General features: G+C 73.3%; 23 protein-coding genes. 9 read left to right on the top strand and 14 right to left on the bottom strand.

What is annotated here, in order from left to right; genetic code table 11:
- Positions 1-363 precede the first annotated feature (363 nt).
- The 3 genes from IEX84_RS07130 to IEX84_RS07120 all read left to right on the top strand — a co-directional run bounded on the left by IEX84_RS07130 (position 364) and on the right by IEX84_RS07120 (position 3,928).
- Positions 364-2,061, top strand: coding sequence for an ABC1 kinase family protein (locus IEX84_RS07130; RefSeq protein WP_188871320.1), 1,698 nt, complete (start codon positions 364-366; stop codon positions 2,059-2,061).
- 437 nt (positions 2,062-2,498) lie between these two features.
- Entirely contained in the window at positions 2,499-2,894 is a 396-nt protein-coding gene (locus IEX84_RS07125) for a DUF5805 domain-containing protein (protein ID WP_188871318.1), read from the top strand.
- The gene (locus IEX84_RS07120; protein ID WP_188871316.1) at positions 2,891-3,928 is read left to right on the top strand and encodes a tyrosine-type recombinase/integrase; all 1,038 of its coding nucleotides are present in this window, start codon (positions 2,891-2,893) and stop codon (positions 3,926-3,928) included. Before IEX84_RS07125 ends, IEX84_RS07120 begins: the two co-directional genes overlap by 4 nt.
- A 9-nt stretch (positions 3,929-3,937) precedes the next feature.
- Here the strand turns inward: IEX84_RS07120 and gfo6 are convergent, their stop codons facing one another.
- The 4 genes from gfo6 to IEX84_RS07100 all read right to left on the bottom strand — a co-directional run bounded on the left by gfo6 (position 3,938) and on the right by IEX84_RS07100 (position 9,643).
- Positions 3,938-5,149 carry a D-xylose 1-dehydrogenase Gfo6 gene (gfo6, locus tag IEX84_RS07115; protein ID WP_407647595.1) on the bottom strand — a complete coding sequence of 404 codons (1,212 nt, stop codon included), beginning with the start codon at positions 5,147-5,149 and terminating at the stop codon, positions 3,938-3,940.
- Positions 5,150-5,250: 101 nt separating this feature from the next.
- Entirely contained in the window at positions 5,251-6,840 is a 1,590-nt protein-coding gene (locus IEX84_RS07110; protein WP_188871314.1) for a lipopolysaccharide biosynthesis protein, read from the bottom strand.
- Positions 6,837-8,594 carry a glycosyltransferase family 2 protein gene (locus IEX84_RS07105; RefSeq protein WP_188871312.1) on the bottom strand — a complete coding sequence of 586 codons (1,758 nt, stop codon included), beginning with the start codon at positions 8,592-8,594 and terminating at the stop codon, positions 6,837-6,839. The genes IEX84_RS07110 and IEX84_RS07105 overlap by 4 nt, the downstream gene beginning before the upstream one ends.
- Positions 8,591-9,643, bottom strand: a complete 1,053-nt coding sequence (locus IEX84_RS07100) for a DUF1616 domain-containing protein (protein ID WP_188871310.1) — start codon at positions 9,641-9,643, stop codon at positions 8,591-8,593. The genes IEX84_RS07105 and IEX84_RS07100 overlap by 4 nt, the downstream gene beginning before the upstream one ends.
- A gap of 167 nt (positions 9,644-9,810) precedes the next feature.
- On the opposite strand from IEX84_RS07100, the gene IEX84_RS07095 reads away from it, so the two are divergent.
- Positions 9,811-10,464 (top strand): hypothetical protein, encoded by a 654-nt coding sequence (locus tag IEX84_RS07095; RefSeq protein WP_188871308.1) that lies wholly within the window; start codon positions 9,811-9,813, stop codon positions 10,462-10,464.
- A gap of 18 nt (positions 10,465-10,482) precedes the next feature.
- Here IEX84_RS07095 and IEX84_RS07090 read toward each other — a convergent pair whose 3' ends face one another.
- Positions 10,483-10,773, bottom strand: coding sequence for a hypothetical protein (locus IEX84_RS07090; protein ID WP_188871306.1), 291 nt, complete (start codon positions 10,771-10,773; stop codon positions 10,483-10,485).
- An 84-nt stretch (positions 10,774-10,857) separates the two neighbouring features.
- Here IEX84_RS07090 and IEX84_RS07085 point away from each other — a divergent pair, with 84 nt between their 5' ends.
- Both IEX84_RS07085 and IEX84_RS07080 read left to right on the top strand, forming a co-directional pair.
- On the top strand, positions 10,858-11,400 hold the full coding sequence (locus tag IEX84_RS07085) for a metal-dependent hydrolase (RefSeq protein WP_188871304.1): 543 nt from the start codon (positions 10,858-10,860) through the stop codon (positions 11,398-11,400).
- Positions 11,401-11,430: 30 nt separating this feature from the next.
- Positions 11,431-12,345: an NAD-dependent epimerase/dehydratase family protein gene (locus tag IEX84_RS07080; protein WP_188871303.1), complete on the top strand. Its 915-nt coding sequence runs from the start codon at positions 11,431-11,433 to the stop codon at positions 12,343-12,345.
- Here IEX84_RS07080 and glmM read toward each other — a convergent pair.
- On the bottom strand, positions 12,342-13,673 hold the full coding sequence (glmM, locus tag IEX84_RS07075; protein ID WP_188871301.1) for a phosphoglucosamine mutase: 1,332 nt from the start codon (positions 13,671-13,673) through the stop codon (positions 12,342-12,344). The genes IEX84_RS07080 and glmM overlap by 4 nt on opposite strands.
- 115 nt (positions 13,674-13,788) lie before the next feature.
- On the opposite strand from glmM, the gene IEX84_RS07070 reads away from it, so the two are divergent.
- Entirely contained in the window at positions 13,789-15,795 is a 2,007-nt protein-coding gene (locus tag IEX84_RS07070) for a hypothetical protein (RefSeq protein WP_188871299.1), read from the top strand.
- 4 nt (positions 15,796-15,799) lie between these two features.
- On the opposite strand, the gene IEX84_RS07065 is transcribed toward IEX84_RS07070, so the two are convergent.
- The 6 genes from IEX84_RS07065 to IEX84_RS07040 all read right to left on the bottom strand — a co-directional run bounded on the left by IEX84_RS07065 (position 15,800) and on the right by IEX84_RS07040 (position 20,885).
- The gene (locus tag IEX84_RS07065) at positions 15,800-16,558 is read right to left on the bottom strand and encodes a glycosyltransferase family 2 protein (protein ID WP_229732331.1); all 759 of its coding nucleotides are present in this window, start codon (positions 16,556-16,558) and stop codon (positions 15,800-15,802) included.
- Between the two features lie 79 nt (positions 16,559-16,637).
- Entirely contained in the window at positions 16,638-17,036 is a 399-nt protein-coding gene (locus IEX84_RS07060) for a (R)-mandelonitrile lyase (RefSeq protein ID WP_188871297.1), read from the bottom strand.
- 90 nt (positions 17,037-17,126) lie between these two features.
- On the bottom strand, positions 17,127-17,891 hold the full coding sequence (locus IEX84_RS07055; protein WP_188871295.1) for an SDR family oxidoreductase: 765 nt from the start codon (positions 17,889-17,891) through the stop codon (positions 17,127-17,129).
- A 90-nt stretch (positions 17,892-17,981) separates the two neighbouring features.
- Entirely contained in the window at positions 17,982-18,659 is a 678-nt protein-coding gene (locus IEX84_RS07050) for a helix-turn-helix domain-containing protein (RefSeq protein ID WP_188871293.1), read from the bottom strand.
- 46 nt (positions 18,660-18,705) lie between these two features.
- Positions 18,706-19,683: a glycosyltransferase family 2 protein gene (locus IEX84_RS07045; RefSeq protein ID WP_188871291.1), complete on the bottom strand. Its 978-nt coding sequence runs from the start codon at positions 19,681-19,683 to the stop codon at positions 18,706-18,708.
- Positions 19,680-20,885 carry a glycosyltransferase gene (locus IEX84_RS07040; protein WP_188871289.1) on the bottom strand — a complete coding sequence of 402 codons (1,206 nt, stop codon included), beginning with the start codon at positions 20,883-20,885 and terminating at the stop codon, positions 19,680-19,682. The genes IEX84_RS07045 and IEX84_RS07040 overlap by 4 nt, the downstream gene beginning before the upstream one ends.
- Before the next feature lie 80 nt (positions 20,886-20,965).
- On the opposite strand from IEX84_RS07040, the gene IEX84_RS07035 reads away from it, so the two are divergent.
- Both IEX84_RS07035 and IEX84_RS07030 read left to right on the top strand, forming a co-directional pair.
- Positions 20,966-21,760, top strand: coding sequence for a polysaccharide deacetylase family protein (locus IEX84_RS07035; protein WP_188871288.1), 795 nt, complete (start codon positions 20,966-20,968; stop codon positions 21,758-21,760).
- A gap of 6 nt (positions 21,761-21,766) precedes the next feature.
- Entirely contained in the window at positions 21,767-23,014 is a 1,248-nt protein-coding gene (locus IEX84_RS07030) for a pectate lyase family protein (RefSeq protein ID WP_188871286.1), read from the top strand.
- On the opposite strand, the gene IEX84_RS07025 is transcribed toward IEX84_RS07030, so the two are convergent.
- Positions 23,011-24,252 (bottom strand): glucosamine inositolphosphorylceramide transferase family protein, encoded by a 1,242-nt coding sequence (locus IEX84_RS07025; protein WP_188871284.1) that lies wholly within the window; start codon positions 24,250-24,252, stop codon positions 23,011-23,013. The two genes, IEX84_RS07030 and IEX84_RS07025, sit on opposite strands and share 4 nt — an antisense overlap.
- Positions 24,249-25,523 (bottom strand): bifunctional sugar-1-phosphate nucleotidylyltransferase/acetyltransferase, encoded by a 1,275-nt coding sequence (gene glmU / locus IEX84_RS07020; protein ID WP_188871282.1) that lies wholly within the window; start codon positions 25,521-25,523, stop codon positions 24,249-24,251. The genes IEX84_RS07025 and glmU overlap by 4 nt, the downstream gene beginning before the upstream one ends.
- Positions 25,524-25,565: the final 42 nt, after the last annotated feature.

Raw genomic sequence — 25,565 nt, 5'->3', positions numbered from 1 at the left:
CGCCACCCCCGCTCCGCCGTGGCCTCGGAGGGAGCGCGTCCGTCGCTCGGGCCACGGTTTGCGACGACGCGGCCGCGGGCGAAGCACGCGGACGTCGGCGGACTCCGACTGTGCATGCCGGACGAACGAGGAGGCGGGAGAAGTCGGTTTCGACCGCCCGCAGCGCACGGGGCGGCCACGCTATCGTCGACGGCGGAGGCGAGCGGCCGTCCGACCACTCGCGTTTCGATATAGCGCTATAGAGTATACAGGTTGGGTGCGCGACGCCGAGTTGGTCACGCGTTCTCGTGAGCGGGGTACACCCGCTTGCGACGGTCGCACCCCTCCGCCACTACTTTGTCGAGCGCGGGCGAACGAGAGACGATGCCCCGTGACCCCGGGCCGATCCGGCGCGCGCTCCTCGCCGGTCGGCGCTTCGTCGCCGTCGTCGTCGCGTTCGCGCCGTTCGCCCTCGCGTACTCCCGCGACCGACGTCGCTTCCTCCTCTTCGGTAAGTCGCGCGACGTGACGGCGGCGACCCGCGAGCGTCGCGCTGCCGCGCTCCGCGAGACCCTCCTCGCGCTCGGGCCGACGTTCATCAAGCTCGGCCAACTGCTCTCGACGCGCCCGGACGTCCTCCCGCCGGCGTACATCGAGGAGCTCACCCAACTGCAGGACGACGTCCCGCCGACCGACTGGGCGGACGCCCGCCGAGTGTTGGAGGCCGAACTCGGCCCCGTCGAGGAGGCGTTCGACGACTTCGAGACGGAGGCGATCAGCGGCGCGAGCCTCGGACAGGTCTACACCGCGACCTACGAGGGCGAACGCGTCGCCGTCAAGGTCCGTCGCCCCGGCGTCGAGGCGCTCGTCGACGCCGACCTTCGCGTCGTGCGAGCGCTCTTCCCGCTGCTCGTTTGGAGTGCGCCCCCCGCTCAGCAGTTCACGCTCTCGAACGTCACGACGGAGTTCGCCGAGACGATCCGCGCGGAGATGGATTACGAACACGAGCGCGACGTCCTCGAAACCGTGCGCGCGAACCTCGCTGACGACGACGGCGTCGTCGTCCCCGCGTCCGTTCCCGAGCGCTCGACCGCGCGCGTGCTCACGATGCGCTACGTCGAGGGAACGAAAATCGACGACGTCGACGAGCTGGACGCGATGGGCGTCGACCGGGCGGCGCTCGCCGAGCGCCTCGAACGCTGCTACATCGGGATGCTCGTCGAGGACGGCGTCTTCCACGCCGACCCGCACCCGGGGAACCTCGCCGTGCAGGACGACGGCACCATCGTCTTCTACGACTTCGGGATGAGCGGGACGCTCGACGCGGAGCGCCGCGAACACCTCCGGGAGTGCTACCTCGCGGTGGCGAACGACGACGTCGAAGGCGTCGTCGACACCTTCGTCGCCATGGGCGCGCTCGACCCCGCGGCGGACCGGCAGTTCGTCACGGACGTCCTCTCGCTCGCCGTCGAACACCTCCACGGGGAGCGCGTCGAGCGCGCGCAGGTCCGCGACCTCGTCGAGGGCTTCGAGGGCACGCTCCACGACCTCCCCTTCAGGATGCCGCGCGACCTCGCGCTCGTCGTCCGCGTCGCTACCGTCCTCGAAGGCGTCTGTCTCACGCTCGACCCCGACTTCGACTTCGTCGCGGTCGTCGAGGACGCCGTCGAGCCCGACGTCGACGACCCGCGCGAGCGCGTCGAGGCGGCGCTGGCGGACGTCGGCGACGACGTGAGCGCGAGCGCCCGCGCGGCGCTCGGCATCCCGCAGAAGCTCGAACGCGCGCTCGACCGCGCGGACAGGGACGACCTCACCGTCCGCACCGACGTCGCGGACGAGAACGACGTCCTCCGCCGTCTCGCGCGCCGCGTCGTCCTCGGCGTCGTCGCGAGCGCTGGCGTCGTCGTCACGACGCTCTGCTACACCGCCGCGCTGACGGACGCGACGCTCGCCGCCGGCGTCACCACCCTCGGGACGCTCGGCCTCCTCTACCGGTCCTTCGGCTCCTCCGGTCGCCAGCGCGCCGTCCGCGAGGCCGGGCAGGTCGCCCAGCGTTCGCTGGAGAACCGCGGTCGGCGATAGCGGGGAGGCGGCCCGATGACGGCGCGTCGAGCGCGCCACCGTCGTCGAGTGAGTAGATGCGTGAGTGTGGGACTACGTGTTGCACCAGTTTATCCGGTGTTCTGGTACCTAAAGCCAGAACATCAATTTATATGGTACCATAGAGCCGCCGTGTGGTGGGTCTGTTACACCGGATAAGTATGTTTATCCGTTGTATCGGGGATACCTTCTTGGTCGTGGCTCGTGACGGGTCGACAACGACGACTCATGAGCCTCCGACGGAGCCACCCCCGTCCTCGGCCCGCAGCGGGTAGGGGTCACGGGCCGAGAACGGCACTCGACGGCATCGAACGGTCCACCGAACCGGCGATTCTGCGCTACGCGGCGACGAGGCGGCGTGTCGAGCCCGATACGTCGAAACAGTCAGAAACCCTACTACGGTCGTGGGGGTGGTGTGCGTGAGCGACGACGAGCGCGTCTCGGTGAAGACGTACGTGCCGCGCTACCAGAAGGCGGCGTGGGTCGAGCGCGCCGAGGAGATGGGGGTCTCGCAGAGCGAGTTCGTCCGGCTGATGGTGCAGGCGGGAGTCCGCGAACTCGGCCTCGACGCCGACGGGAACGGCGACGGTTGCGAGGCCGACACCGGCGGTGAGGACGCGGGCCCGTCGCTCGAACAACGCGTGCTGGACGAACTCCGCGAGCGGGACGTCGCGGGGTGGGAGACGCTCGTGGACGCGCTCGCCGGCGACTTCGAGGAGCGCCTGGAGGGGACGCTCGACGACCTCGCGGAGCGCGGCGTCGTGAAGTACAGCCCGCGCGACGGGGGCTACGTCCTCCGGGAGGCCGACGAATGAGCGCGGCGGGGGCGGACGACGTCGACGATTCCGTCGCGTACTTCGTCGAGGACATGGGCTACCACGGGAAGCACGAACGGACGCGTGCGGCCTACGAGCGCGTGCTCCGGGAGTTCGAGTCGTTCCTCGCGGAGCGCGGCGTCGCCGGCCCGGCGGCGGCGGACCGGCGCGCCTGTCTCGCGTGGGTTGCGTCGCTGCGCGAGGAGTACGCCGAGTCGACGGTGGCGACCTACGCGTCGTACTGCAATCGCTTCTACGCGTACATGACGCAGGTCGGCGCGTTCGAGGCGAACCCGATGACGCTCGTCGTCGAGGAGATGGACGAGACCATCGACGCGGACCCGACACGGCGGGAAATCTCGGTGTCGCGGATGCGGGCGTTCCTCGACGGCGTCACGCACCCGGGGGACCGCGCGGTGCTCCTCACGCTCCTCAAGACGGGGCTGCGCGTCGGCGAGCTCTGCAACCTCGACCTGCGCGACCTGAACCTCGCACACGGCGGCGCTCGGGACGCCTATCCCGCCCTCGGGACGCGCGGGCGTCTCGACGGCCGGCCGGACACGCTCCTCGTCGACGCCGACGTCTCGGCGGGCGAGGCGAGGAACGGCGAGGTGCGGTCGGCGTCGAACAAGCGAAAGCGCGTGACGCTCCTGCCGGTCGACGGGGAGTTACGCGACGCGCTCGCGGCGTGGCTGGCCGTCCGACCGGACGCGCGTTCCGACGCGGAGCCGCTGTTCTGCTCGACGCGTGACGCCTGGGGGGCGCGGCTCACCCCGGAGATGGTGCGCGAGACGGTGCGGGGGTACGCCCGCGACGCCGGGTGGTACCGGACGGGTGGGGGCGCGAGCGAGAACGTCACGCCACACTACTTCAGACACTTCTTCACGACGCATCTGCGGGACAGAACGGGTGATCGCGGCGTCGTGAAGTACCTCCGCGGCGACGTCGCGGCGGACGTCATCGACACCTACACGCACAACTGGGGGGACAGGGTGCGGGACGTCTACCTCGAAAACGTCTACTCGCTCGCCTGAACGCGCTCCTCAGAGGGTGCGCGTTTCCGTCTCGCCCGCGAGGACGGCCTCGACGGCGCGGATGTCGGTGACGCCGTGTGCGCCGTCGGGGTAGATGTCCCGACCCGTGAGGAGTCGGTCGGCGAAGTAGTCGAACTCCGCTTCCATCTGGTCGACGGGCTCGAAGTCGATCTCGGCGGCCTGGTCGCCGCGCGCGACCGTGAGCCCGGCGTCGTTGCGGTTGAAGAAGGCGGGGTCGAGCGTGATTTCGCCCTCGGTGCCGACGATTCGGAGGAAGCCGGTCTCGTGGGCCTGTTGGCTCGCGGAGAAGGAGGCGAAGACGCCGTCCGGGAAGCGGACGGTGAACGCCGCGCGCTCGTCCGGGACGTCCTCGAAGCCCTCGTGCTCGCTGTAGAGCATCGACTGGACGGCGAGCGGGTCGGCGTCGAGGACGAAGCGCGTCGTGTTGAGCGGGTAGACGCCGAGGTCGGTGACGGACGCGCCCGGGCCGGCGAGGTCGGGGTTCAAGCGCCACTGGTCGGGGTCCGGGAAGATGTCGCGCAGCAGCGACTGGCTCATGTGGCCGTGGACGTGCGCGACGTCGCCGATGGCGCCCGCGGCGACGAGTTCGCGCGCCCGGCGGACGGCCGGGTCGGTCTGCATCCGGTAGGCGACCATCAGCGGGACGTCGGCGGCCTCACAGGCCTCGACCATCGCCTCGGCGCGCTCCGACGAGGCCTCCATGGGCTTCTCGCAGAGGACGGGTTTTCCGAGCTCGGCGGCCGCCTCGACGGTTTCGAGGTGGGCGGCGTTCGGCGTGCAGACGTAGACGGCGTCGTAGTCGTCGGCGGCGACGCCGGCCCGGAGCTCCTCGCTGGAGAGCCCGTGTTCGACGCCGAGGTCCGCGGCGGCGTCCGCGGCCTTCTCCTTCCCGCGAGAGACGAGGACGGTCGTCTCACAGAGTTCGCTCGCGGTGACGGCGGGCGCGGCCTGGTCGGTGACCCACCACCCGACGCCGACCATGGCGAACCGAACCGGGCCGTCCGCGGCGTCGGCGTCCTGCCAATCCCGCTCGTCGAACTCGTCGAGGAAGGACGTGAGGCCGCTCATGGCGCGCGAACGGGCGTGGTCGTCGTCTCGGTGCGTGTCGGCCGTCGCGTAGCTGTCTCGATCATCGGATTTCGGACCGGGGTCGGCGCTCGCGGCGGGACGCGGCCCCGGCTGTCGCGTCCCGCACACCATACGGGAATGATTAATTCAAAACCGGATAAAGATTACCATAAGCGAGGTTTTGGCGTCGCACGGCCAACTCGTAAACCAAATATAGCTATACCGAATCGGCGTCACACGACGCCGCGGAGCACCGCGCGGGTCTGCTCGCGCAGTCGCCCATCGAGGAGGACGACGCCGAGGTAGACGACGCCGCCGAGCGCGACGAGGACGGCGAGGCCGAGCGAGGTCCCGGGGTCGACGACGCGTTCGGTCACGAGGAGGACGCCGGCCATGGCGAGCGCGGCGAGCGCGCACCACGCGAGGTCGCGGGTGTTCGCGCGCAGCGGTGCGATTCGGGCGAGCGCGGCCCCGACGACGAGCGTGTGGACGACGACGGCGCTTGCGGTGGCGGCGGCGGCGCCGACGAGCCCGTAGCGGGGAACGAGGAGGAGGTTGAGTGCGACGTTCAGCGTCGCGGAGGCGACGGTGGCGACGGCGCCCGCACGCGGGTGGTCGAAGGCGCGGACGGCGGCGTCGAGGACGACGTTCACGGCCGTGACGAGTTTCTCGGCGGCGAGGACGACGAACGCGAGCGCGGCGACGACGTACTCGGGGCCGAAGACGACGCCGAGGATGTCGCGGCCGAAGAGCGCGATGCCGACGGCCGCGGGGACGACGAAGAACAGCGAGGCGGTGAGCGCGGACGCGATGGCGTCGCGGGCGCGCTCGTACTCGCCGCGGGTGTGCCACGCGCTCAGCTGCGCGAAGACGGTGTTCGAGACGGCGTTCGTGACGAGGAGGAGCATCGTCGTGACGCGCCACGCGAGCTCGTAGGCGGCGACGAACGCCGGCGTGAGGACGTAGCCGACGACGAGGAGGTCCATCGTGTTGTAGACGTAGCCGCCGAGCGCGCTGATGCCGTTGTACTTCGCGTAACGCACGAGCGAGCGGAACTGGGCGCGGTCGGGGCGCGCGGGCCGCGTCGAGACGCGCAGCGCGCCGAGGACGCAGAGCACGAGGTAGCTGCCGACGAAGGCGTAGACGAGCGCGCGGACGCCGTAGTCGAGCTGGACGAGCGCGACGGCGGTGCCGACGTAGACGACGAGGCGGGCGAAGGAGAGGAGCGCGGTCTCGGCGACGCGGAGTTCCGCGCGGAGGACGTGGAGGGTGAGGAGGCCGAACTCGTAGGCGAGGACGCCCGCGACGAGCGCGGGGGTGAGCGGCGCGCCGACGTAGCCGTCGACGACGGGCGCGAGCGGGTAGGCGAGCAGGACGAACGGGCAGAGCAGGGCGACCTTGAGGACGAGCGCGGCACCGAGTATCGCGCCGGGGTGTTCGCCCTCGCTGACGCGTTTCTCGACGGCGTCGCGGAGCCCGAAGTCGGTGACGGTGGCGACGGTGCTCAGGATGGCGTCGAAGAGGAAGAAGACGCCGAGCGCGCTCGCGCCGAGCACCCACGCGAAGTAGACGGTGCCGACGAAGCCGACGAGCGCGCTCAGCGCCTCGACGGCCGTGAGGAGCACGCCGGCGCGCGCGAAGTCGACGTCCCGCGCGGCGGGCAGGGCGACGTCGAGCGCGGGCGAGCGCGGGGCGAGCGGGTCGCGCCCACCGGCGGCGTCGTCGTGTGCGTCGTCGCGCTCGTCGCGCTCGTCGTGGTCGTCCCGACCGTGTTCGCGCCCGCCGTCGGCCGCGTCCGCCCCGCCGTCGTCGCGCCCGGTCATTCGCGCTCGCGGAGCGACGGGTGGGTGTTGATGGTGTGGACGAGCACCGCCGTGAACAACAGGAGGACGCCGAGGACGGTCGAGGCGCTCACGGCGACGGTGAGCGCGACGGGGACCGTCCCGGTCGAGACGAACTGCTGGACGTCGAGCGCACCGAGGAGGCCACCGAGGAGGACGCACATCGCGCCCGGGAGGCCGACGAGCACCATCGGGCGGGTGCGCTGGAGGAGGCCGCCGAGGTTCTGCAGGAGCCCGAAGCCGTGTTCGAGCACGCCCTCGGTGCTCGTGCCCGCCAGGTCGTAGCGGATCGTCGTCGGCACCTCCGCGAACGTGTACCCCTCGCGGTCGAGCGCGTAGAGGACGTCCGTGCTCGCCCACATCCCGTCGCCGATGTCGCGCGCGTCGGCGAGCGTCCGAACGGTTTCGAGGGTGTACGCCCGGTAGCCGCTCTGGGTGTCGCGCACCCACTCCCGCGGGAGGAAGCGGCCCATGCTGAGGTTCGTGAGGAAGTTCACCATCCCGAGCCCGACCGCGCGGACGAGCGGCATGTCGGTCGTCGCCCCGGCCATGAATCGGTTGCCGATGGCGACGTCGGCGCGGCCGTCGCGTTGGGCGGCGACGAGCGACGGGACGTCCGCGGGGTCGTGCTGGCCGTCCGCGTCGAGCGTCACGGTGTACGCCGCCCCGCGGCGCGCGGCCTCGCGGAAGATGGTCTTCAGCGCGCCGCCATATCCCCGATTGCGGGCGTGCTGCACGACGGCCGCGCCGGCCTCGCGGGCGCGTTCGGCCGTGTCGTCCCCGCCGCCGTCGACGACGACGAGCACCTGGTCCGCGTAGCGACGCGACTCGCGCACCACGTCGCCGATGGTCGCTTCGGCGCGGTAGGCGGGGATGGCGACGAGGACGGCCGGCCCGTCGGCGGGGCGCGCGCTCGTCTCGGGGACGGCGCGCACCTCCCAGCCGTTCGCGGCGAACGCGTCGAGGGTTCGCGCGTAGTCGATTCGGGGGCACGACCGGGGTTGGTGGACGATTCCGGGGTGGCCGGCGGCGCGGGCCGCGGCGGCGAGCGCGCGCTCCCGCTCGCGGTCGGCGGGGTCGTCCCCGTCGAGCGTCGGCGGGGCGACGGCGAACGCGCCGAGCTGCGACGCGAACCGAGCGACTTCGGCGTCGGCGCCGTCGTGCGTAAAGTAGACGTCGAGGCCCTGCGCGTGCGCCCGGAGAATCGTCCGATAGACGGCGTCGGCGTGGTCGTCGGTGGCTATCACGCCGATAGCGGGCGCGTCGGTCGCGTCGCGGTCGGTCCGCACCTCGGCGACGACCGGCCCGTCGAGGGCGCTCGGGTCGTACGCGAAGCCGGCGTCCGCGGGGTCGGCGAGGGCGAGCGCGCGCCAGTCGCCGTCGGGCCCGTACCAGCGAAGCGCGGGACCGACGACCGTCCCGGCGGACGCGCCGACGTGCGCGAATTCGGGGACGGGGAGTGCCGCCTCGTCCGGCGCGTCGCCGTCGAGTACGTAGTGGACGGCGGTCGTCTCGCCCGGCCCGAGCGCGAGGATGAGTTCGAGTCGGCCGCCGCTGGGGCCCACGTCGCCGGACGCGGCGGCGAGGCGTCGCTCGGCCGGGAGGCGGTCGACGACGCGCGCGACGAGGGGGGCGTCGGCCGTCGAGCTGACCGCGAGGCGGACGACCGGCCGGGCGACGCCATCGGTGACGACCGTCTTCGCGACCGTCACGTCGGCCGGCGACGGGCCCGTCACGCCGCCACCCCCGACGGCGCGGCGACCACCGCGGCGACCTCGGTGACGCTCGCGTTCCCCGACGTGCCCATACGCTCGTTCGCTCCCGCGTCCGTCCCGGCATCGCCGACCGCGGTCCAGCGGTGGAGTTCGGCGTCGGCAGTTTCGACCGTCGGGTCGGCGGGGGCGGCCCCGCGGTAGACGAGGAGGACGAGGCGGGCGTTCGGCGCGGACTCGGGCGGCCGGACGGGGACCGAGACGACCGCGGTCGAGTCGGCCCCGACGGCGCGCGTCGAGCGTCCGACGACGTCGCGCGAGCGCGGTTCGGGGAGCGTCTCCCCGGCGGTCGCGTTCGGCCCGTACGTTTCGAGGCTGGCGACGACGGTCGCGTTCGCGGGGCGCGCGCCGTGGTTCGAGACGGCGACGCGGTAGGTCGTCGTCTCGCCGGCGGTGAGCGGTGGAGTGTCGCTGGCGTTCGCGGGGCCGAGGAGCCCGGCGCTCGTCGACCCGGGGGCCGCGGCGGTCGCGTTCGCGTCCGCGTAGACGACGCCGCCGGTCGCGGCGAGCGCGACGACGCACGCGGCGGTGAGGACGGCGTCGGTCCGCGTCCCGTGGCTCCACGCGCGGAGGGACGACAGCGCGGCGGCCGGGTCGACGTCGAACGCGTCCGTTCGTCGCCGACGGCGGTACCACGCGAGGGCGAGGAGCGCGGCGACGAGCGCGCAGACGCCCCCGACGACGGGGAGCGCGGCGAAGCGGCCGAGGAGGGCGAGCGGGAGGCCGACCGCGGCGACGACGGCGACGCTCCCGGCGAGCGAGAGGGCGAGGCGGCCGAGGGGGGAGAGACCGGGGTCGTCCGGGCCCTCCCGAACCGTCGCGTCGAGCGGGACCGCACGACCCGGGTAGCACGCCGCGACGAGCGCGTAGCCGGGCGCGACGAGGAGTACGGGGAGGGCGAGGGGGCGGAGCGGCGCGAGCGCGGGGACGACCGCGAGCGCGACGACGGCGACGTCCGCGACGGCGACGCAGCGGAGGTCCGCGTCCGCCGTTCCGTCCTCGCGCTCGAACATACCCGGAGGGGTCGCTTCGCGGGAGCAAAAGTCCGCCGGTCACCGGGGCCGTCGCGGGTGACAGTCGCTCGTCACGTCCCGACAACAGCTAAGCCGCCGGCGGTCGTTCGGCGACGTGTGACCCGGCGACGGAACGCGGCCCGGCACGGACGCTGGAGGGAGGGACGGTGAGCGGCCGGTATCGCCGCGGCGCGCTCGCGGCGCTGTTCGGCGTCTGCTGTCTCACGGTCGCGCTCGAACTGCCGGCGTTCCGGCCGCCGACGGGCGGCTGGCGGACCGACCTGCTCGCGCTCGGCGGCGTCGCGCTCGTCGCGGGCGTCCTCGACGTACTCCTCACGCCCGGTGACGCGGTCCCAGGGTTGGTCCCGGCGGCGATGCAGGCCGCCCGGAGCGCGGACGTCGAAGCGCGCGTCGGCGACGCCGCGACCCCGCGATACGTGGCAGGCGACGACGGCGACGACGTGCGCCTCGTCCTCGGTGACGAGACGTTCGCGCCCGTCGGCGGCCACCTGCTCGCGGCGCTCGAACGCGACCCGCTCGACGGCGCGACGGCCCCGGACGCCGTCGTGGCGCGCCTCGCGGACGTCGCCACCGGGCGCTTCGAGCTCGCGGCGGACGTCCGTCCCGTCGAGACGGACGCTGACGCGGCCGCGGCCGTCGTCGTGCGCGAGGCGGTCGGCGACCCGACCGCCGTCGACGCGCCGGTGGCGTCGCTGCTCGCGGTGGGCGTGGCACGCGGGCACGGGAGCGACGAGGCGGTGCGCGTCGACGCCGAACGGGACGGGGAGGGGCGCGTCCGGTTGACGTACCGCTACGAGTGAGCTGGTGAACGACGCGCGCTACGAGTAGGCGAGCGACGGGTCGAGCGTCCGGGCGACCTCGGCGACGTGCGTCGCGGCGAGGAGGACGACGACGAGTGCGCCGAGCAGGAGCACCCATCGGAGGCGCGCGCGCCACGGCGGGCGGGCGTACACCGGCGCGGTGAACTCGGCGGCGAGACAGAGCGCGAGCAGCGACGCCACGACGGCCACGGGGAGCGTGAGGGCGTCGGCCAGCGCGAGCGCGCCGACGGCGAGCGACGTCAACGCGGCGTGCCCGCGGACGAGGCGGCGCTGTCGCGGTGTCGGCATCGGCCCGGTAATGGGGCGGCGGCGGCTTAATACCCGCCGTCACGATGCCACCCGTTATGTCCGCGGACGTAGTAGTCCGCGACCATGTGGCCGTGGGCGCACCTCGGGCTGGCGTACGTCGTCTACCTCCTCGTCCGGCCGCGGGCGTGGTGGCGCGCGGACCGCCTGACGCTCGGCGCGCTCGTGCTCGGCACGCAGCTGCCCGACCTCATCGACAAACCCGCGGCGTGGGTGTTCGGCGTCCTCCCCTCGGGGCGCTCGCTCGCCCACTCGCTCGTCTTCGTCCTCCCGTTTTTCCTGCTCGTCGCGGTCGTCTGCCGGCGGCGCGCGCGCCGCGAGGCCGGCTTCGCGTTCGGCTTCGGCGTCCTCTCGCACCTCGCACTCGACGCCGTCGGGCCGTTCCTCGCGGGCGACTACGGCGAGCTCGGCTTCCTGCTGTGGCCGCTGACGCCGCCACCGCCCTACGACGAACCCGGGACCCTCGCCGAGCTCCTCCAAGCCGCGCTCGCCGCGCAGTTCTCCCGAGCGTTCGCGCTCCAGCTCGCCGTCGGCGGGCTCCTCGGCGTCGTCTTCTGCTACCACGCGTGGCGCGCCGAGTGGGTCGGCGAGGCCGCGAGCCGGCGATAGGGATTTGCCGGCCGGCGTCGAACGCGGCGTATGACTCGACTCTCCGAGGCGACGGCGCTCGTGACGGGCGGCGCGGGGTTCGTCGGCGGCCATCTCGCGCGCGCCCTCTGCGAGCGCGGCGCGACGGTCCACGTCCTCGACGACTGCTCGACGGGCGCGCCAGAGCGCGTCCCCGACGCCGCGACGCTGGTCGAGGGCGACGTGCGCGACGACGCGGCGGTCCGCGAGGCGATGGCCGGCGTGGACGTCGTCTTCCACGAGGCCGCAATCGTCAGCGTCGAGCGCTCCGTCGACGACCCCGAGGGAACGCACGCCGTGAACGTCGACGCGACGCTCGGCGTGCTCGAGGCGGCGCGCGAGGTCGGCGCGCGGGTCGTCTTCGCCTCCAGCGCCGCGATATACGGCGCGCCAAAGGCGGTCCCCGTACCGGAGGGCGCACCGAAGGAGCCGAGTTCGCCCTACGGACTGGAGAAGCTCTCCGCCGACCACTACTGCCGGCTCTACGCCGACCTCTACGGGGTGGAGACGGTCGCGCTGCGCTACTTCAACGTCTACGGGCCGGGCCAGCGCGGCGGGCCGTACAGCGGCGTCATCACGAAATTCGCCGAGCAGGCGCGCGCTGGCGGCCCGCTCACCGTGCAGGGCGACGGGACGCAGACGCGCGACTTCGTCCACGTCGCCGACGTCGTGCGCGCGAACCTCGCCGCGGCGACGACGGACGAAACCGGGACGGCGTACAACGTCGGGACGGGGCGGGCGGTCGAGATACGCGAACTCGCGGCGCTGATACGCGACCGCGTCGCGCCCGGTGCCGAAATCGTCCACGGCGAGGCGCGCGCGGGCGACATCCGCGCGAGCGTCGCGGACGTCTCGAAAGCTCGCGAGGAACTCGATTTCGAGGCGGAGACGGCGCTCGCGGACGGCCTCGACGACCTCCTCGCCTAGACCGCGGCGTCGAGGAGGTCGCGCGCTTCCGCGAAGACCTCGTCGGCGCGGGCGTCGTCGCGCGCCTCGGCGGTGACCCGGACGATGGGTTCGGTGCCGCTCGGGCGGAGGAGGAACCACGCGTCGCCGAGGTCGACGCGCACGCCGTCGAGCGTGTCGACGTCGTCGTACGCCTCGCGCACCGTGTCGTGCAGGCGCTCCATCACGTCGAGTTTGTCCGCGACCTCGCGGCTCGCCCGCCGGATGGGGTAGGCGGGGAAGGCGTCGACGCGCTCTGCGAGGCCGGGCCCCTCGGCGACGAGTTCGACGAGTTTCGCGGCGGCGAGCGGGCCGTCCGGGCAGAGGGTGTCGTCGGGGAATATCCACGCGCCGCTGGGTTCGCCGCCGAAGGCGACGTCGTCCGCGACGGCGCGCTCGGCCACGTAGACGTCGCCGACCTCGGTGTAGACGACGTCCCCGCCGACGTCCGCGAGCGCGTCCGCGACGAGCATGCTGGTGTCGACGGGGACGGCGACCCGGTCGCCCGCGTCGGCGAGCGCCGTGGCGAAGACCGCGAGGAGGGCGTCGCCGGGGACGAAGTCGCCGTCGGCCGTGACGGCCATCATCCGGTCGGCGTCGCCGTCGTGCGCGAGGCCGAGGTCGGCGTCCGTCGCCGCGACGAGGTCGCAGAGCGACGCGCAGTTCGCCGCGGTCGGCTCGCTCGGGCGGCCGGGGAAGCGCCCGTCCGGTTGGGCGTTCAGCGTCTCGACGTCGCAGCCGAGCGCGGTGAGCGCGTCGACGCTCACGCCGCCCGCGCCGTTGCCGAGGTCGACGACGACCGACGGGGCGTCGTCGGGGTCGACGGCCACCGAGTCGGTGATGGCGTCGACGTGGCGCTCGCGGGCGTCCGGGCGCTCGCGGCGCGCGCCCGTCCCGTCCCACGCGGCGAGGTCGTAGTCCTCCGCGACGAGGCGCTCGACGACCGCGTCCTGCATCGCGCCGTCGAAGGCCTGCCCCGAGGGTTGCCAGCACTTCAGCCCGTTGTACGCGGGCGGGTTGTGCGAGGCCGTGACGGCGACGCCGGCGTCCGCGTCGTGCCACGCGACGGCGCGCGCGACCGTCGGCGTCGCGGCCGGCCCGACGTCCACGACGTCACAGCCACACTCCGCGAGGCCGGCGGCGAGCGCGTCCGCGAGCATCGTCCCGCTCGGCCGCGGGTCGCGGCCCACGACGACCGACGCCGCGTCCGCCGCGAGCGCGCGCCCGACGTGCAACGCGAGGGCGGCCGTGACGTCCTCGCCGACGCGCCCGCGAATCCCGCTCGTCCCGAAGTAGCTCCGTCGCTCCATGTCCCGGGTGACGCGGGCCCGGGCCCTAACGGTTTCCCGACGCCCCCGCGGACGTCGTCAGTCGGGACCACCGACCACCGGCAGGGTTTTGCGCTCGCCCGCGGTGAGTGCGGGTATGCCGACGCGTCGCCGCGCCGTGCTGGCGCTCGCCGTCCTCGCGGTCTGCGGCGTCGGCGGCCTCCTCGCCGGCCTCGCCGCGCTCGACGTCCTGCGGCCGCCGACGGCGATACGCTCGACCTACGCGCTCGCGGGGGCCGTCATCGCGCTCGTCGCCTACGCCGCGACGGGGGACGAAGCCGCCGCGGGCGACTCGCCCCGGTCGTACCTCCCCGCCTCGGTCGCGTCGAAGTTCGTCGTCCTCTGCGGGCTCACGGCCCTCGTCGCCACCGTCCACCTCGGCTCACGGCTCGTCCCCGTCGTCGCCTTCCTCCTCGTCGCGTACGCGCTCGTCGCCGACCAGCTCGCGGGCGACCCCGACCCGGGCTCGACGCTCCTCGCGCTCACGACCGTCTTCGTTGTGCCCGTCGCCGCGAAGTACCTCACGACGGGGTTCTACTTCGGCGGCACGGACGTCTTCGCGCACGTCGACGCGCTCCACCGCCTGCTCGCCACGGGCCGGAGCGCCGCCCTCCCCTACGGCTACGACCTCTTCCCCGTCTTCCACCTGTTCACGGGCGCGCTCACGTTCGTCACCGGCTTCGCCCCCTACGACGCCATCGTGCTCACGGGGGTCCTGACGTACGCGGCGCTCGTGCCCGTGACGTACCTCGTCGGCGTCCGCCTCCTCGGCGACCGCCGGACCGCGCTCTGCGTCGCCGCGGCGTTCACGATCCTCGACCTCCCGGCGTACGACGCGCTCTACTTCTTCCCGCAGTCGTTCGCGCTCGCGCTCCTCGCCGTCGGCTTCTACGCCGTCCTCGCGCGCCGCGCCGCCGCGCACGCCGCGCGTCGGCGCGCACACGCCGTCTACGCGGTCGTCCTCGTCCCGACGCTCGTCCTCGCGCACCACCTCACGTACGTCCTGCTCGTCGGCGTCCTCGTCGCCGTCGCGGGCGTCGCGTTCCTCCGCGGCGTCCTCGCCGGCCGCCTCGGATGGGACGCGCTGGCGACGCGACCGTTCGGGTGGGCGCGCCTCCGGTGGACGTTCCCCGTCGTCCTCGGGCTCTGCTGTACCTTCGCCTACCTCGTCTACTCGCCGAGCCTGATGCTCTACGCCATCGTCTCCATCGCCGCCCAGGTCCTCGGCGACACGGTGCGCGCGGCGTCGTCCGTCGTCCTCAGCTACGGGGCGGTGCTCCCCGCGGACTCGGTCGGGCGCGCGCTCGCGTGGCTGGCGACGCCGGTCGGCGTCTACGCGTCGCTCGCCGTCGCGTTCCTCCTCCTCGGCGGCTACGAGTTCCTCGAACGCGCCGAGTCCTACGCGCGGGCCGCGAGCGTCCTCGCCGCCGCGTTCGTCCTCGCCGTCGTCCTCCTCCCGCTCCCCGTGACGCTCCCGCAGGGCGAGCGCCTCCAGTTCGTCGTCGTCCTGCTCGCGGTCCTCCCCTTCGGGCTCGGACTCGCGCGCCTCCTCCGCACCCGCGAGCGCTCCCGGGCCGCGTTCGTCGCCGCGCTCGTCGTCGTCGCGGCGTTCGGGAGCGCGGGCGCGTTCACCAGAGCGAGCGCCGACGACCTCGACGGCCCTCCCGTCTACGTCGACCAGCGCGGCGCGCAGGTGGCGATGAGCGACAGCGAGTACGCCGCCGTCGGCGACGCCGCGGCCTACCTCGTCGAGACGGACGGGCGGGCGGCCTCGGACGTCGTGACGCGGCGCGCGCTCGCGTCCGTCCCCGGCCCGCGACCGCGGGTGGAGGCCGTGCGCGTCACCCCGAGCGGCGTCACCACGCCCGCGGAGCGCGTCGTCGTCCGGGACGCCTGGACGCGCCACTTCGTCCCGACCGCGGAGAGCGACGTGGCCGTCTCCGCGCAACTGGAGTGGTACACGGTCTCCGAGACGTGCTACCGGCACGCCCTCGCCACCCGCGACGTCGTCTTCAGCGGCGACGGCGTCCGCGTCGTCGAGACGCGCGCGGGCGACGCGCTCTTCGGGAACGGCACCGCGCCGACCGCCGGCCGGCCCGACTAGCGAGCTAGAGCGGGAGGTACGTCCGCGCGAGCGCCGCGAGCGTGTACGGGTGGAGGCTGATGCGGAGCGCCCGCAGGTAGTACTCCCGGGCGCGCGCGTCGTCCCCCGCGTCGGCGTGCGAGCGCCCGACGTCCGTGTAGAGCTGCGTGTAGTAGATGGAGAGGTAGGGCTGGGCCTCGGGGACGCGCTCGCCCACCCGGTACGCGAAGCGCTTCGACTGTTCGAGGTACGCCTCGACGGCCATCCCGCGCGCCGTGACGCTCGTCGGGTGGTCGCGGTGCGCGAAGAGGTCGGGGCGGAGACAGACGCCCGCGGCCGTCGCGGCCTCCAGGACGTAGAGGAGGTCCTCGCCGCGTTCGAGGTCGGCCTCGAAGCGCGCGTCGACGCGCGCGGTGTCGACGAGCACCGAGGACGTGAGGGAGGTGAGGTCGCCGACGAAGACGTCGTAGACGAAGTCGTCCATCGTGCGGGGGTCGCCCTCGACGCAGAGACCGACGTCCGCCTCGCGCATCGCGTCGAGCTGGCGTTCGAGCTTGTCGTCGCGCCACGTGTCGTCGGCGTCGAGGAACGCGACGTGGCGGTGCGTCGCCCGGTCGAGGCCCTCGTTGCGCGCCGCCGCGGGGCCGTCGTCGCCCTCGACGACGACGAGTTCGATCTCGACGGCCTGCGCGTCCACCGAGGCTTTCGCCTCCGCCAGCATCCACTCGGGCGTGTAGCGCTCGCTGTACGGGATCACGACGGAGACGGGCGGGTGCTCGGACACGGCTGGTCGGCGGAGGGACGACGCGACGGCACTTAGGCGTTCGTGGCCGCGCGAAGAAGGGGAAGCGACTCGCCGGACGCTACGCGTCGCCGTACTCGTCGTCGTCGACGTGTTCGAGCCACGTGACGGCGTCGCCGTCCTGCTCCTCCTGGACGGCGACGTGCGTCATCGACTTCTCGGGCTTCGCGCCGTGCCAATGCTTCTCGCCGGGCGGGAACCAGACGACGTCGCCGGCGCGAATCTCCTCGACGGGGCCGCCCTCGCGCTGGACGAGCCCGCAACCGCTCGTGACGACGAGGCGCTGACCGAGCGGATGGGTGTGCCACGCGGTGCGCGCGCCGGGTTCGAACGTCACGCTCGCCGCGGCGGCGCGCGCGTCGCCTCTCGGATCGAACAGCGGGTCGATGCGGACGTCGCCGGTGAAGTACTCCGCCGGGCCGTCGACGGACGGTCGCTCGGGGTCGCGTGTGAGCTCCACGTCGACGACGTGGACGCGTTTCGCCTTGGTGCTAGCGCTATCCAGAAAGCCCGTTTAAGTGCCGCGTCGCGCGGCGCGTTCGCGGCGTCGCTACGGCTGGACCTGATCGAGCGGGCGGATCAGGACCTCGTTGATGTCGACGCGCTCGGGTTGCGTGACGACGAACGCGATGGTGCGCGCGATGTCCTCGGGGGCGAGCGCGTCCATCGTCCCGACGTACTCCTTGACGTTCTCCCGGACCTCGTCGTCGGGGATGTGATCGAGGAGTTCGGTGTCGACCGCGCCGGGTTCGATGGTGGCGACGTGGATGCCCTCCTCGGCGACGTCGAGGCGGAGGGAGTCGCCGAACATCTTGACGCCGGCTTTCGCGGCGTTGTAGTGCGAGCTGTTCGCCTGGAGGAAGCGCCCGACGACGGAGGAGAGGTTGACGATGTGGCCGCTCTCCTGTTCGAGCATCGTCGGGACGACGGCGTGCGTGAGCGTGATGAGCCCGCGGAGGTTCACGTCGATGGTCGTCTGGAGGGTCTCGCGGTCCGCCTCCCCGATGTGCGCGAGCGGCATGAGACCGGCGTTGTTCACGAGGACGTCGATGCGACCGTACTCGTCCAGCGCCGCCTCGACGAGCGCGTCGATGTCGTCGTCTTCGGTGACGTCCGTCGGGACGACGAGCGCCTCACCGTCGGTGTCCTCGATGCGCGCCGCGACGTCTTCGAGTTCGCTCTCGCGTCGGGCGGCGAGGACGACGCTCGCCCCCCGCGACGCGAGCGACGCCGCCGTCGCGCTCCCGATCCCCGAGGACGCGCCGGTAACGATTGCGACCTGTCCGTCGAGCTCGGAGCCGAAGTCTGCTGTCATCGCTCGAACGGAGGGCGCTCGCGGGCTTCGCGGTTGTGCTATACGGAAAGGGTGTTTAACTACTCGGGCGGCCCGCACACCGGGCGCGGCTCACTCCGAGGCCGACTCGGGTCGCGGCCGGGAGCCGAGCGTCGCCGTGAGGAGTTGGCGTTCGGCGCGCCGGAGGAGGCTCGACATCGAGGGCTGGGAGATGCCCATCTCCTCGGCGAGTTCCGCCGTCGAGGTCCGGCGCGGGCTCTCGAAGTACCCGCGGGAGACGGCGAGCGTCAGCGCCTCGTACTGCCGGTCCGTCAGGCCGTACGTCGAGGAGTCGCCGGGGGCGGACGAGTCCTGCGAGATGGAGATGAGCTCGATGTCGATGCCGTACTCCTCACAGCGGTTCGTGAGCCCGTTGAAGGCGTGGTAGTCCTCGAAGAGCTTCTTCTCGTACCACCCCTCGGGCGTGACGATGGTCGGCTCCATCTGCGCGGCCGTGAATCGCTCCGGGGCGAACGCCTCCGAGACGACGTCCGCCAGTTCGACCGTGACCTGATAGACGTCCTTCCCGCTGGAGCGCCCGAGCGACGTCGCCTCGACGATCTCGTCGTACGCGCACAACGCCGTCTCGGTGAGGTCGTCGGCCGGATCGAGGTAGACGACGAAGACGCGGGAGTCGTGTTCGAGACAGAGGCCGTGAACGCACTCGATGCGGTCCGACGACAGCGACTCCGCGAGGCTGACGAGGGGGAGTGACGGGGAGCTGATGAGGAACTCGGTCGTGACCGTCATGGGGGGATATCGGCCGCGGACGCGGTTAACGGCCTAGGGTCCCGCCTCACTCGTCACCCGGACGACGCGCGAGCGCCCGCACGCCCACGACACTCCACCACGCGAGGCGCAGGAGGTCGCCGGGGCGAGAGAGCACCCCCGAGTCGAGATACCGGAGCGCGTCTCGAAAGCGCCCCTCGTGAAGGTAGTGGCCGACGAGGCCCATCCGGTGGACGCGCGCGACGTCGACGCCGCGATCGCGGAGGTCGGCGACGAGGTCGGCGTTGCGTTCGAGGTAGCGCCGGTCGTTGCGCGCGTAGGCGTCCGCGGGCGCGTCGCCGGTGTCGTGGACGACCGCGAGCGGTTCGGCGACGTGCGCGAGCTTCCCGCGCGCGAGGAGTCGCAACACGAGGTCCCAGTCCTCGTAGATGGAGAGCCCTTCGTCGAAGGCGAGGCCGTCGAGGGCGTCGCGCGCGACGAGGAGCGTCGAGCCGGGGCCCATGAACACCCGCATCGTGAGGAGCGATTCGGCGAGTTCGCGTCCGCCCTCGCGGGGCGCGCCGGCGTGGAAGACGCGCTCGGAGACGAGCGCGGCGAGGCGCGCGCCGAGGCCGCCCCCGACGGTCGCGTAGTCGCAGTAGACGCCGACCCAACCCGCGCCCTTCGCGTCGAGCGCGGCGAGCTGGCGTTCGAGCTTCCGGGGGAGCCACTCGTCGTCGGAGTCGAGGAAGGCGACGTACGCCCCGCGGGCGTGCTCGATGCCGGTGTTGCGCGCGGCGCTCACGCCGCGATTCGTCCCGTGGGCGACGTATCGGACGCGCGGGTCGTCGTACGCGCGGACGACCGCTTCGGTGTCGTCGGGCGAGCCGTCGTCGACGACGACCACTTCGAGGTCGCCCACCGTCTGCGCGAGCGCGCTGTCGATGGCGCGCGGGAGGACGTCCGCGCGCCGGTACGCGGGGACGACGACGCTGACGCGCGGCGCGCTCGGTGCGTCCTCCCGCGCGCCGTCGTTCGCTCCTCCACTCTCCGCGTCGTCACTCATTCCTCGATCACCGCGCGGTGAACCTCGCGGAGGCGCTCGGCGTGGCGCTCCCACGTCCAGTCGTTGGCGAGGAGGCGCTCGTGGCCGCGTTCGCCCATCGCGCGCAGGCCCTCGGGGGAGTCGAGGAGCGCGTCGATGGCGTCGGCGAGCGCGTCCGCGTCGCGCGGCGGGACGAGGACCCCCGTCTCGCCGTCGTCGACCATCTCGGGGACGCCGCCCACGGTCGTCCCGAGTATCGGGGTCTTCGCCGCCATCGCCTCGTACATCACCGTCGGGCGGGCCTCGGTGTGGCTCGGGTGGACGAGGAGGTCCGCGGCGACGTGCCAGCGCCGCACCGCGACGGGGTCCAGCCGCCAGAAGGCGTGCGTCCCGTGGCGGAGCTCGCCGAGTTCGTTCACGAACCACCAGCGGAGGTCGCCGTCGTGCCCGATTGCCGCGAGGTAGACGTCGTCGCGTTCCACCTGCTGGAGCGCCGCGACGAGTTCGCGCACGCCCTTCGCCGCCTCGAAGCGCCCGACGTAGAGGAGGACCTTCGTCTCGGGGGCGAGGCCGAGCTCGCGCCGAATCGCCGCGCGGCGGTCGGTCGGGAACTTCGACGGGTCCTCGCCGATGGGGACCGTCTCGACCTTCGCGGCGGGTGCGAAGCGCCGCGCGACGCCCGCGAGCTCGTCCGAGACGGTGAGCACCCGACTCGCGTAATCGATGGTCTCGCGTATCTTCGCCCGCACGTCGTCGGTGAACGAGTCGTAGTTGCGGAGGTCGCCGGCGTGCGTCATCGCCACGAGGGGGACGTCGTGCTCGCGGCAGTAGTCGAGCGCGCCGTAGCCGTCGAGGTAGACGCCGCAGGTGTGGACGACGTCGTGGGGCGTCTCGAAGGTCTCGGGGACGAACGAGGCGAGCCGTCGGCGCATCGAGTTCCCGGAGACGTGGTAGAAGCGCGACTTCGGGAGCGCGTAGAGATAGCGGGGGTAGTGCACTCTGTACCGACCCCAGCGTTCGGTCCGGGGGACGTGTCGGTACTCGGAGTAGGGGCCGACGGGGGGCGCGATGGGGGACGGGGAGACGACGTCGAGGTCGACGCCGGCCTCGCGGAGCGCGTCGAGCGAGCGGTGGTTGAACGGCGTCCGGACCGGGTGGACGTGGCTCGGGTGCTCGGCGGCGACCGCGAGCGCGCGGTAGTCGGGTGCGGCGTCCGCGGACATACGTCTACGTCGCTCACGCGGCGGTTAACCCTTCCGGGGGGGGAGAAAACGATTAATCGCACTGGTTCCTCTCTGGGGGTATGCTCGGGGACCTACTGGGGGCGGCGAAGCGCGCGGGGTGGCGCGCCTGCGCGGAGGCGGACGCGCGGGCGAAGGTCGGGACGCCGGCGACGCAAAACGCGGTGTTGATGTACCACTCCGTCGGGGGGCGAGAGGGGAACGCGGGCGGGCGGCGCCTCGACGAGGCGGCGTTCCGCGCGCAGCTCGCGTGGCTCGACACGCACTACGAGTTCGTCGACCTCCCCGCCGCCCTCGACGCCGGCTCGACGCCGCGCGTCGCGCTCACCTTCGACGACGGCTACCGGGATTTCCGCTCGCGCGCGCTCCCGATACTCCGGGAGTTCGACGCGCCCGCGACGGTGTTCGTCATCGCGGACCGGATCGGCGGCCGGAGCGACAACGGCGTCCCGTACCTCGACGCCGAGGACGTCGCGGCGCTCGCCGCGGACGACCTCGTCACCGTCGGCAACCACACGCGCACGCATCCCCACCTCGACCGTCTCGACCCGGACGCGGTCCGCGCGGAGGTCGTCGACGCGAGAGCCGAGCTGGAGGCCCGCGTCGGCCGTGACGTGACGCGCTTTTGCTACCCGTACGGCGACTGTTCACCCGCCGTCGTCGACGTCGTCCGCGAGTCGCACGACTACGCGACGGCGGGCGACGGCATCCTCGCGGGGCCGACGGACCCACACCTGATACCGCGAGTCGACGGCTCGCACCCACAGGCGGTCGTCCGCTGGGAGCTCACGGGAGCGGCCGAACGCCTCCGGCGCGCCGTCCGGGGCGAAGCGTTATCGGGACAGCCCGAGACGTAGACGGTAGTGTGTCCCGACCGAACCGATGCCGACGGGCCGCGACGCCGCTCGGTCCTCCGCGCCTCGCTCGCCGCCGCGATGGCCGGGTCGACCGCCGGCTGCGTGTCGCTGTTCGACGCCGGCGAGACGGAGAGCGACGCGGACGTCGACGGGGGCGAGGCGGTGGCTGAGGGCGTGCCGATAGACAGCGGGGCGTTCGCGTCGCTGCGCGACGGCGACGTCGTCGCGCTCGCCGTCGGCACCGGGAGCGGGGCGTTCGACCCCGAGACGACGGACACGCCGGTGCAGGACGCCCTCGACGCGGTCGGCTCGGTCGGCGGCGGGCGCGTCTACCTCCCGCCGACGACGGTCACGGAGGCCGGCCCGATACGCCCCCACTCGAACACGGCCCTCTACGGCTTCGGGATGAACGTCTCCGTCGTTCACGTCCGCTCGCCCGGCACGGACGGCGTGCGCTTCGACCGCGACGAGTCCGTCCAGCGCGTCGCGCTCGACGGCTTCGAGCTCCGCGGGCCGGGCGTCCGGAAGGACACGGGCGTCGCCGTCCACTACGTCGACGCGACGGCCGACCCCGCGAACGACCCCGCGGACGTCCACGTCGGCCGGCTCTACTGCCGACAGTGGGGGAACAGCGTCCTCCGGGTCGACGAGGGCGTCGGACCCTTCCAGTGTCGCTACGACTTCCTCCGCGCGGACGACTGCGACGCGGGCGCGGCCGGCGCGCTGCTCGACTGGCGCTCGGACTACGGGCCCGCGAACCACTTCGGGACGGTCGTCGCGTACCCGAACGCCCGCGCGAGCGGCGCGGCGACGACGATACTCCGACAGGCCGGCGGCGAACTCGCGTTCGAGGACGTGACGGTCGGCGGGACGGCGGGCGCGCTCGTCGAGAGCACGGCGGGCCGCCTCCGCCTCGGGCGCGCCCACTGGGAGCCCGAGGGCCAGCCGACGACCCCGGACGCGCTCGTCCGCCTCGCCGGGTCGGGCGTCACGCACGTCGGGGACGTCGTCGTCGACGCCGGGACGGTCCCCCACGTCTACGAGCTGGCGCGGGGCTTCGGAAACAAACACCTCGTGCCGCCGGGCCCCACCCGCGGCACCGTCACGGGGGACGTCGTCCGCGTCACGGGCGCGGGCGCGAGCGGGTCGCGCTCGTGGTACTATGGGACGCGCGACGACGTGACGGTCTCGCTCGGCGTCCCGAACGAGGGGCGACTCCGCGTGCTCGGGTCGGCGGGCGACGGCGTCGCCTAAGCCGGGGCCCGGAACATCCCGATGGCCCAGTGGTGGTCGCCGGTTGCTCGCCAGCCGAACCCCGGGTTGCCGTCCACCGCGCACCACCAGCCCTCGCCGTCGTACCACGGGTCGAACTGGTGGGTGAACCCGGAGAACCAGCCGAAGCGACCGCCGTCCGCCGCGAGCACGGGCGACCCGCTCGCCTCGCGGTCGCGGTACGTCTCCGGGGTGAGCTCGGTGATCTCGTAGGCGCGCACCCGGCCGCCGTAGTGGTCGGTGCCGTCCTGGTAGAAGGCGAGGATTCGGTCGTCGCGGACGACGGGGCGGCCGCCGGGGCGCGCGCCCGCGGGCCGCCCCTCGACAACGGGGTTCGCGGCGTGGGGCGTCCACCCCTCGGCGTCGAGCGACGGGGCGTGGTAGGCGTGGAGGTCGCGGCCGTCGCCGCAGAGCGCCCACCACCGGTCCCCCCAGCGAAAGAGCGTGCAGTCGTGGAGGTCGCCGGGCGGGGTGAACAGCTCCGCGACGGGCGCCCACCCGCGCGGGAAGTCGCGCGCCCGGTAGAGCGTGACGGGCGCGGGGTTCGCGGGGTCCTTCGACCACGCGTCGGGCACCACGTAGTGCTCGCCGCCCCACCGGAAGACGTAGGGGTAGGAGAGGTGGTGTTCGGTTTCGAGGACGACGCCGTCGTACGTCCAGTCGGCCCCGTCGGCGCTCGTCGCGTGCGCGATGACGGCCGTCGGCCGCCGGTAGTGGGCGTACACCTCGAAGAAGAGGTGCCACGTGTCGCCGTCGGGGAGGAGGAAGGGGTCGGCGACGCAGTGCGCGCCCGGGACGTCCGTCACGTCCGCGACCGTCAACACGGGGTTCGCCACGCCGGGCGCGGGCGCGGGATCGAGCGGGTCCACCGGGGGCGCGCCCCGCGGATACGTCGGGGCGTCGGGGCCGTCGTACAGGCCCGCGAACCGGTCGGGGTCGACGCTCCCGGGCCGTCGCTCGACGCCGCGGTGGTGGAGGACCTCGCCGAGTCGCCACGCGGCGTTCCCGACGGCCGGGGACGCGCCCAGGCGCGTGCGGAGAGCGCGCAGGGCGTCGCCGGCGACGCGACGACCACGCGGGTGCGGTGCGGGCGCGCCGGTCGCGGCGTCCGCGTCGCGTCGCTCTCGCCCCGCGTCTCGTCCCGCCCGTCCTGCCCGCTTTCCTCGTCCTCCGCGTCCTCCGCGTCCTGCCCGCTCTCCGCCCCTCTGTTCGTCGCTCATCGCCGGTCGTCGCTGCCGTCGCTCCCCGCCCCCTCACGTCCCTCGCCGCCCCCGTTGCGTTCCCGGCGCGCTCGCTCGCTGTCCGGGTCGAACATGACGACCTCGCCGGGTCGGGTCGCGCCCTCCGTCGGGAGTTTCACGCCGGCGTTCAGGCTCGTGTTGATACCGGTCTTCGCGTCGTCGCCGAGTATCACGCCGAACTTCCGCCGGCCCGTCGAGACGACCTCGCCCTTCACGAGCGTCTTCACGGGCGCGCCGTCGTGCCGGAGGTTCGCCACCTTCGTTCCCGCGCCGAGGTTCGTCCCGCGCCCGAGGACGCTGTCGCCGACGTACGCGAGGTGGCCGGCGTGCGCGTCCGCCATCATGACGCTGTTCTTGACCTCGACGGCGTGGCCGACCTTCGCGTCGGGGCCGACGTAGCTCGCCCCGCGGACGTACGCGTTCGGCCCGACCGTCGCGCCCGCCTTAATGTACGCGGGCCCCTCGACGACGACGCCCGAGCGCACCGTCGCGCCCGCCTCGACGACGACGTCGCCCGTCAGTTCGGCGTCCGGGTGTACCTCGCCGTCCACGCGGCCCGCCATCTCGCCGAGCTTCCACTCGTTCGCTTCGAGGAGCTCCCACGGCCGGCCGACGTCGAGCCAGCGCTCGAAGGCGACGGGGCGCACCTCGTGGGTCTCGCAGGCCCGCGCGAGGACGTCCGTGAACTCCAGTTCGCCGCGCTCGGACTCGCCGACGTCGAGCCACGCCTTCGCCTCGGCGGGCAGGGCGTACGCGCCCGTGTTCACGAGGTCGGAGGGCGGGTCCGCGGGCTTCTCGACGACGCCCGTGACGCGCTCGCCCGCCTCGTCGGTGAGGAGGACGCCGTACTGCGTCGGGTCGTCGACCCGGAACGCGCCGACGGCGGGTGCGCGCTCGTAGAGTGCCGCCAGCGAGTCGTGGTCGTAGAGCGCGTCGCCGTTCAGCACGACGAACGGCGCGTCGTCGAGGTGGGGCGCGGCCGCGCGCACGGCGTCCGCGGTGCCGCGCTGTTCGGTCTGGACGGCGTAGTCGAGGTCGACGCCCGCGTGTTCGTCCCCGAAATGCTCACTCACGGTGTCGTCGTCCGGCTGGATGACGAGGACGACGCGCGACGCGCCCGCGTCGGCCGCCGCCTCGACGGTGTGCGCGACGAGCGGGCGGCCGGCGACGGGGAGCATCGGCTTCAGTCGGCGGTCGGTCAGCGGCCGCATCCGGGTGCCGCGACCCGCGGCGAGGACGACTGTCTGCATGCCTCACCCCTCGGGCGACGGCCCCATTAGTCTACCCGACGA

It is taken from the genome of Halarchaeum rubridurum, assembly GCF_014647115.1.
Taxonomy (GTDB): Archaea; Halobacteriota; Halobacteria; order Halobacteriales; family Halobacteriaceae; genus Halarchaeum; species Halarchaeum rubridurum.
The sequence above is the reverse complement of the archived record's forward strand: the minus strand, read 5'-3'. Positions and strand labels throughout refer to the sequence as shown.

Bases quoted from the DNA above. Each gene is read 5' to 3' on its own strand.
- IEX84_RS07130 (WP_188871320.1), top strand. From the start codon at position 364: ATGCCCCGTGACCCCGGGCCGATCCGGCGCGCGCTCCTCGCCGGTCGG.
- IEX84_RS07120 (WP_188871316.1), top strand. From the start codon at position 2,891: ATGAGCGCGGCGGGGGCGGACGACGTCGACGATTCCGTCGCGTACTTC.
- gfo6 (WP_407647595.1), bottom strand. From the start codon at position 5,149: ATGGTGTGCGGGACGCGACAGCCGGGGCCGCGTCCCGCCGCGAGCGCC.
- IEX84_RS07110 (WP_188871314.1), bottom strand. From the start codon at position 6,840: ATGACCGGGCGCGACGACGGCGGGGCGGACGCGGCCGACGGCGGGCGC.
- IEX84_RS07100 (WP_188871310.1), bottom strand. From the start codon at position 9,643: ATGTTCGAGCGCGAGGACGGAACGGCGGACGCGGACCTCCGCTGCGTC.
- IEX84_RS07090 (WP_188871306.1), bottom strand. From the start codon at position 10,773: ATGCCGACACCGCGACAGCGCCGCCTCGTCCGCGGGCACGCCGCGTTG.
- IEX84_RS07085 (WP_188871304.1), top strand. From the start codon at position 10,858: ATGTGGCCGTGGGCGCACCTCGGGCTGGCGTACGTCGTCTACCTCCTC.
- IEX84_RS07080 (WP_188871303.1), top strand. From the start codon at position 11,431: ATGACTCGACTCTCCGAGGCGACGGCGCTCGTGACGGGCGGCGCGGGG.
- glmM (WP_188871301.1), bottom strand. From the start codon at position 13,673: ATGGAGCGACGGAGCTACTTCGGGACGAGCGGGATTCGCGGGCGCGTC.
- IEX84_RS07070 (WP_188871299.1), top strand. From the start codon at position 13,789: ATGCCGACGCGTCGCCGCGCCGTGCTGGCGCTCGCCGTCCTCGCGGTC.
- IEX84_RS07055 (WP_188871295.1), bottom strand. From the start codon at position 17,891: ATGACAGCAGACTTCGGCTCCGAGCTCGACGGACAGGTCGCAATCGTT.
- IEX84_RS07050 (WP_188871293.1), bottom strand. From the start codon at position 18,659: ATGACGGTCACGACCGAGTTCCTCATCAGCTCCCCGTCACTCCCCCTC.
- IEX84_RS07045 (WP_188871291.1), bottom strand. From the start codon at position 19,683: ATGAGTGACGACGCGGAGAGTGGAGGAGCGAACGACGGCGCGCGGGAG.
- IEX84_RS07040 (WP_188871289.1), bottom strand. From the start codon at position 20,885: ATGTCCGCGGACGCCGCACCCGACTACCGCGCGCTCGCGGTCGCCGCC.
- IEX84_RS07035 (WP_188871288.1), top strand. From the start codon at position 20,966: ATGCTCGGGGACCTACTGGGGGCGGCGAAGCGCGCGGGGTGGCGCGCC.
- IEX84_RS07025 (WP_188871284.1), bottom strand. From the start codon at position 24,252: ATGAGCGACGAACAGAGGGGCGGAGAGCGGGCAGGACGCGGAGGACGC.
- glmU (WP_188871282.1), bottom strand. From the start codon at position 25,523: ATGCAGACAGTCGTCCTCGCCGCGGGTCGCGGCACCCGGATGCGGCCG.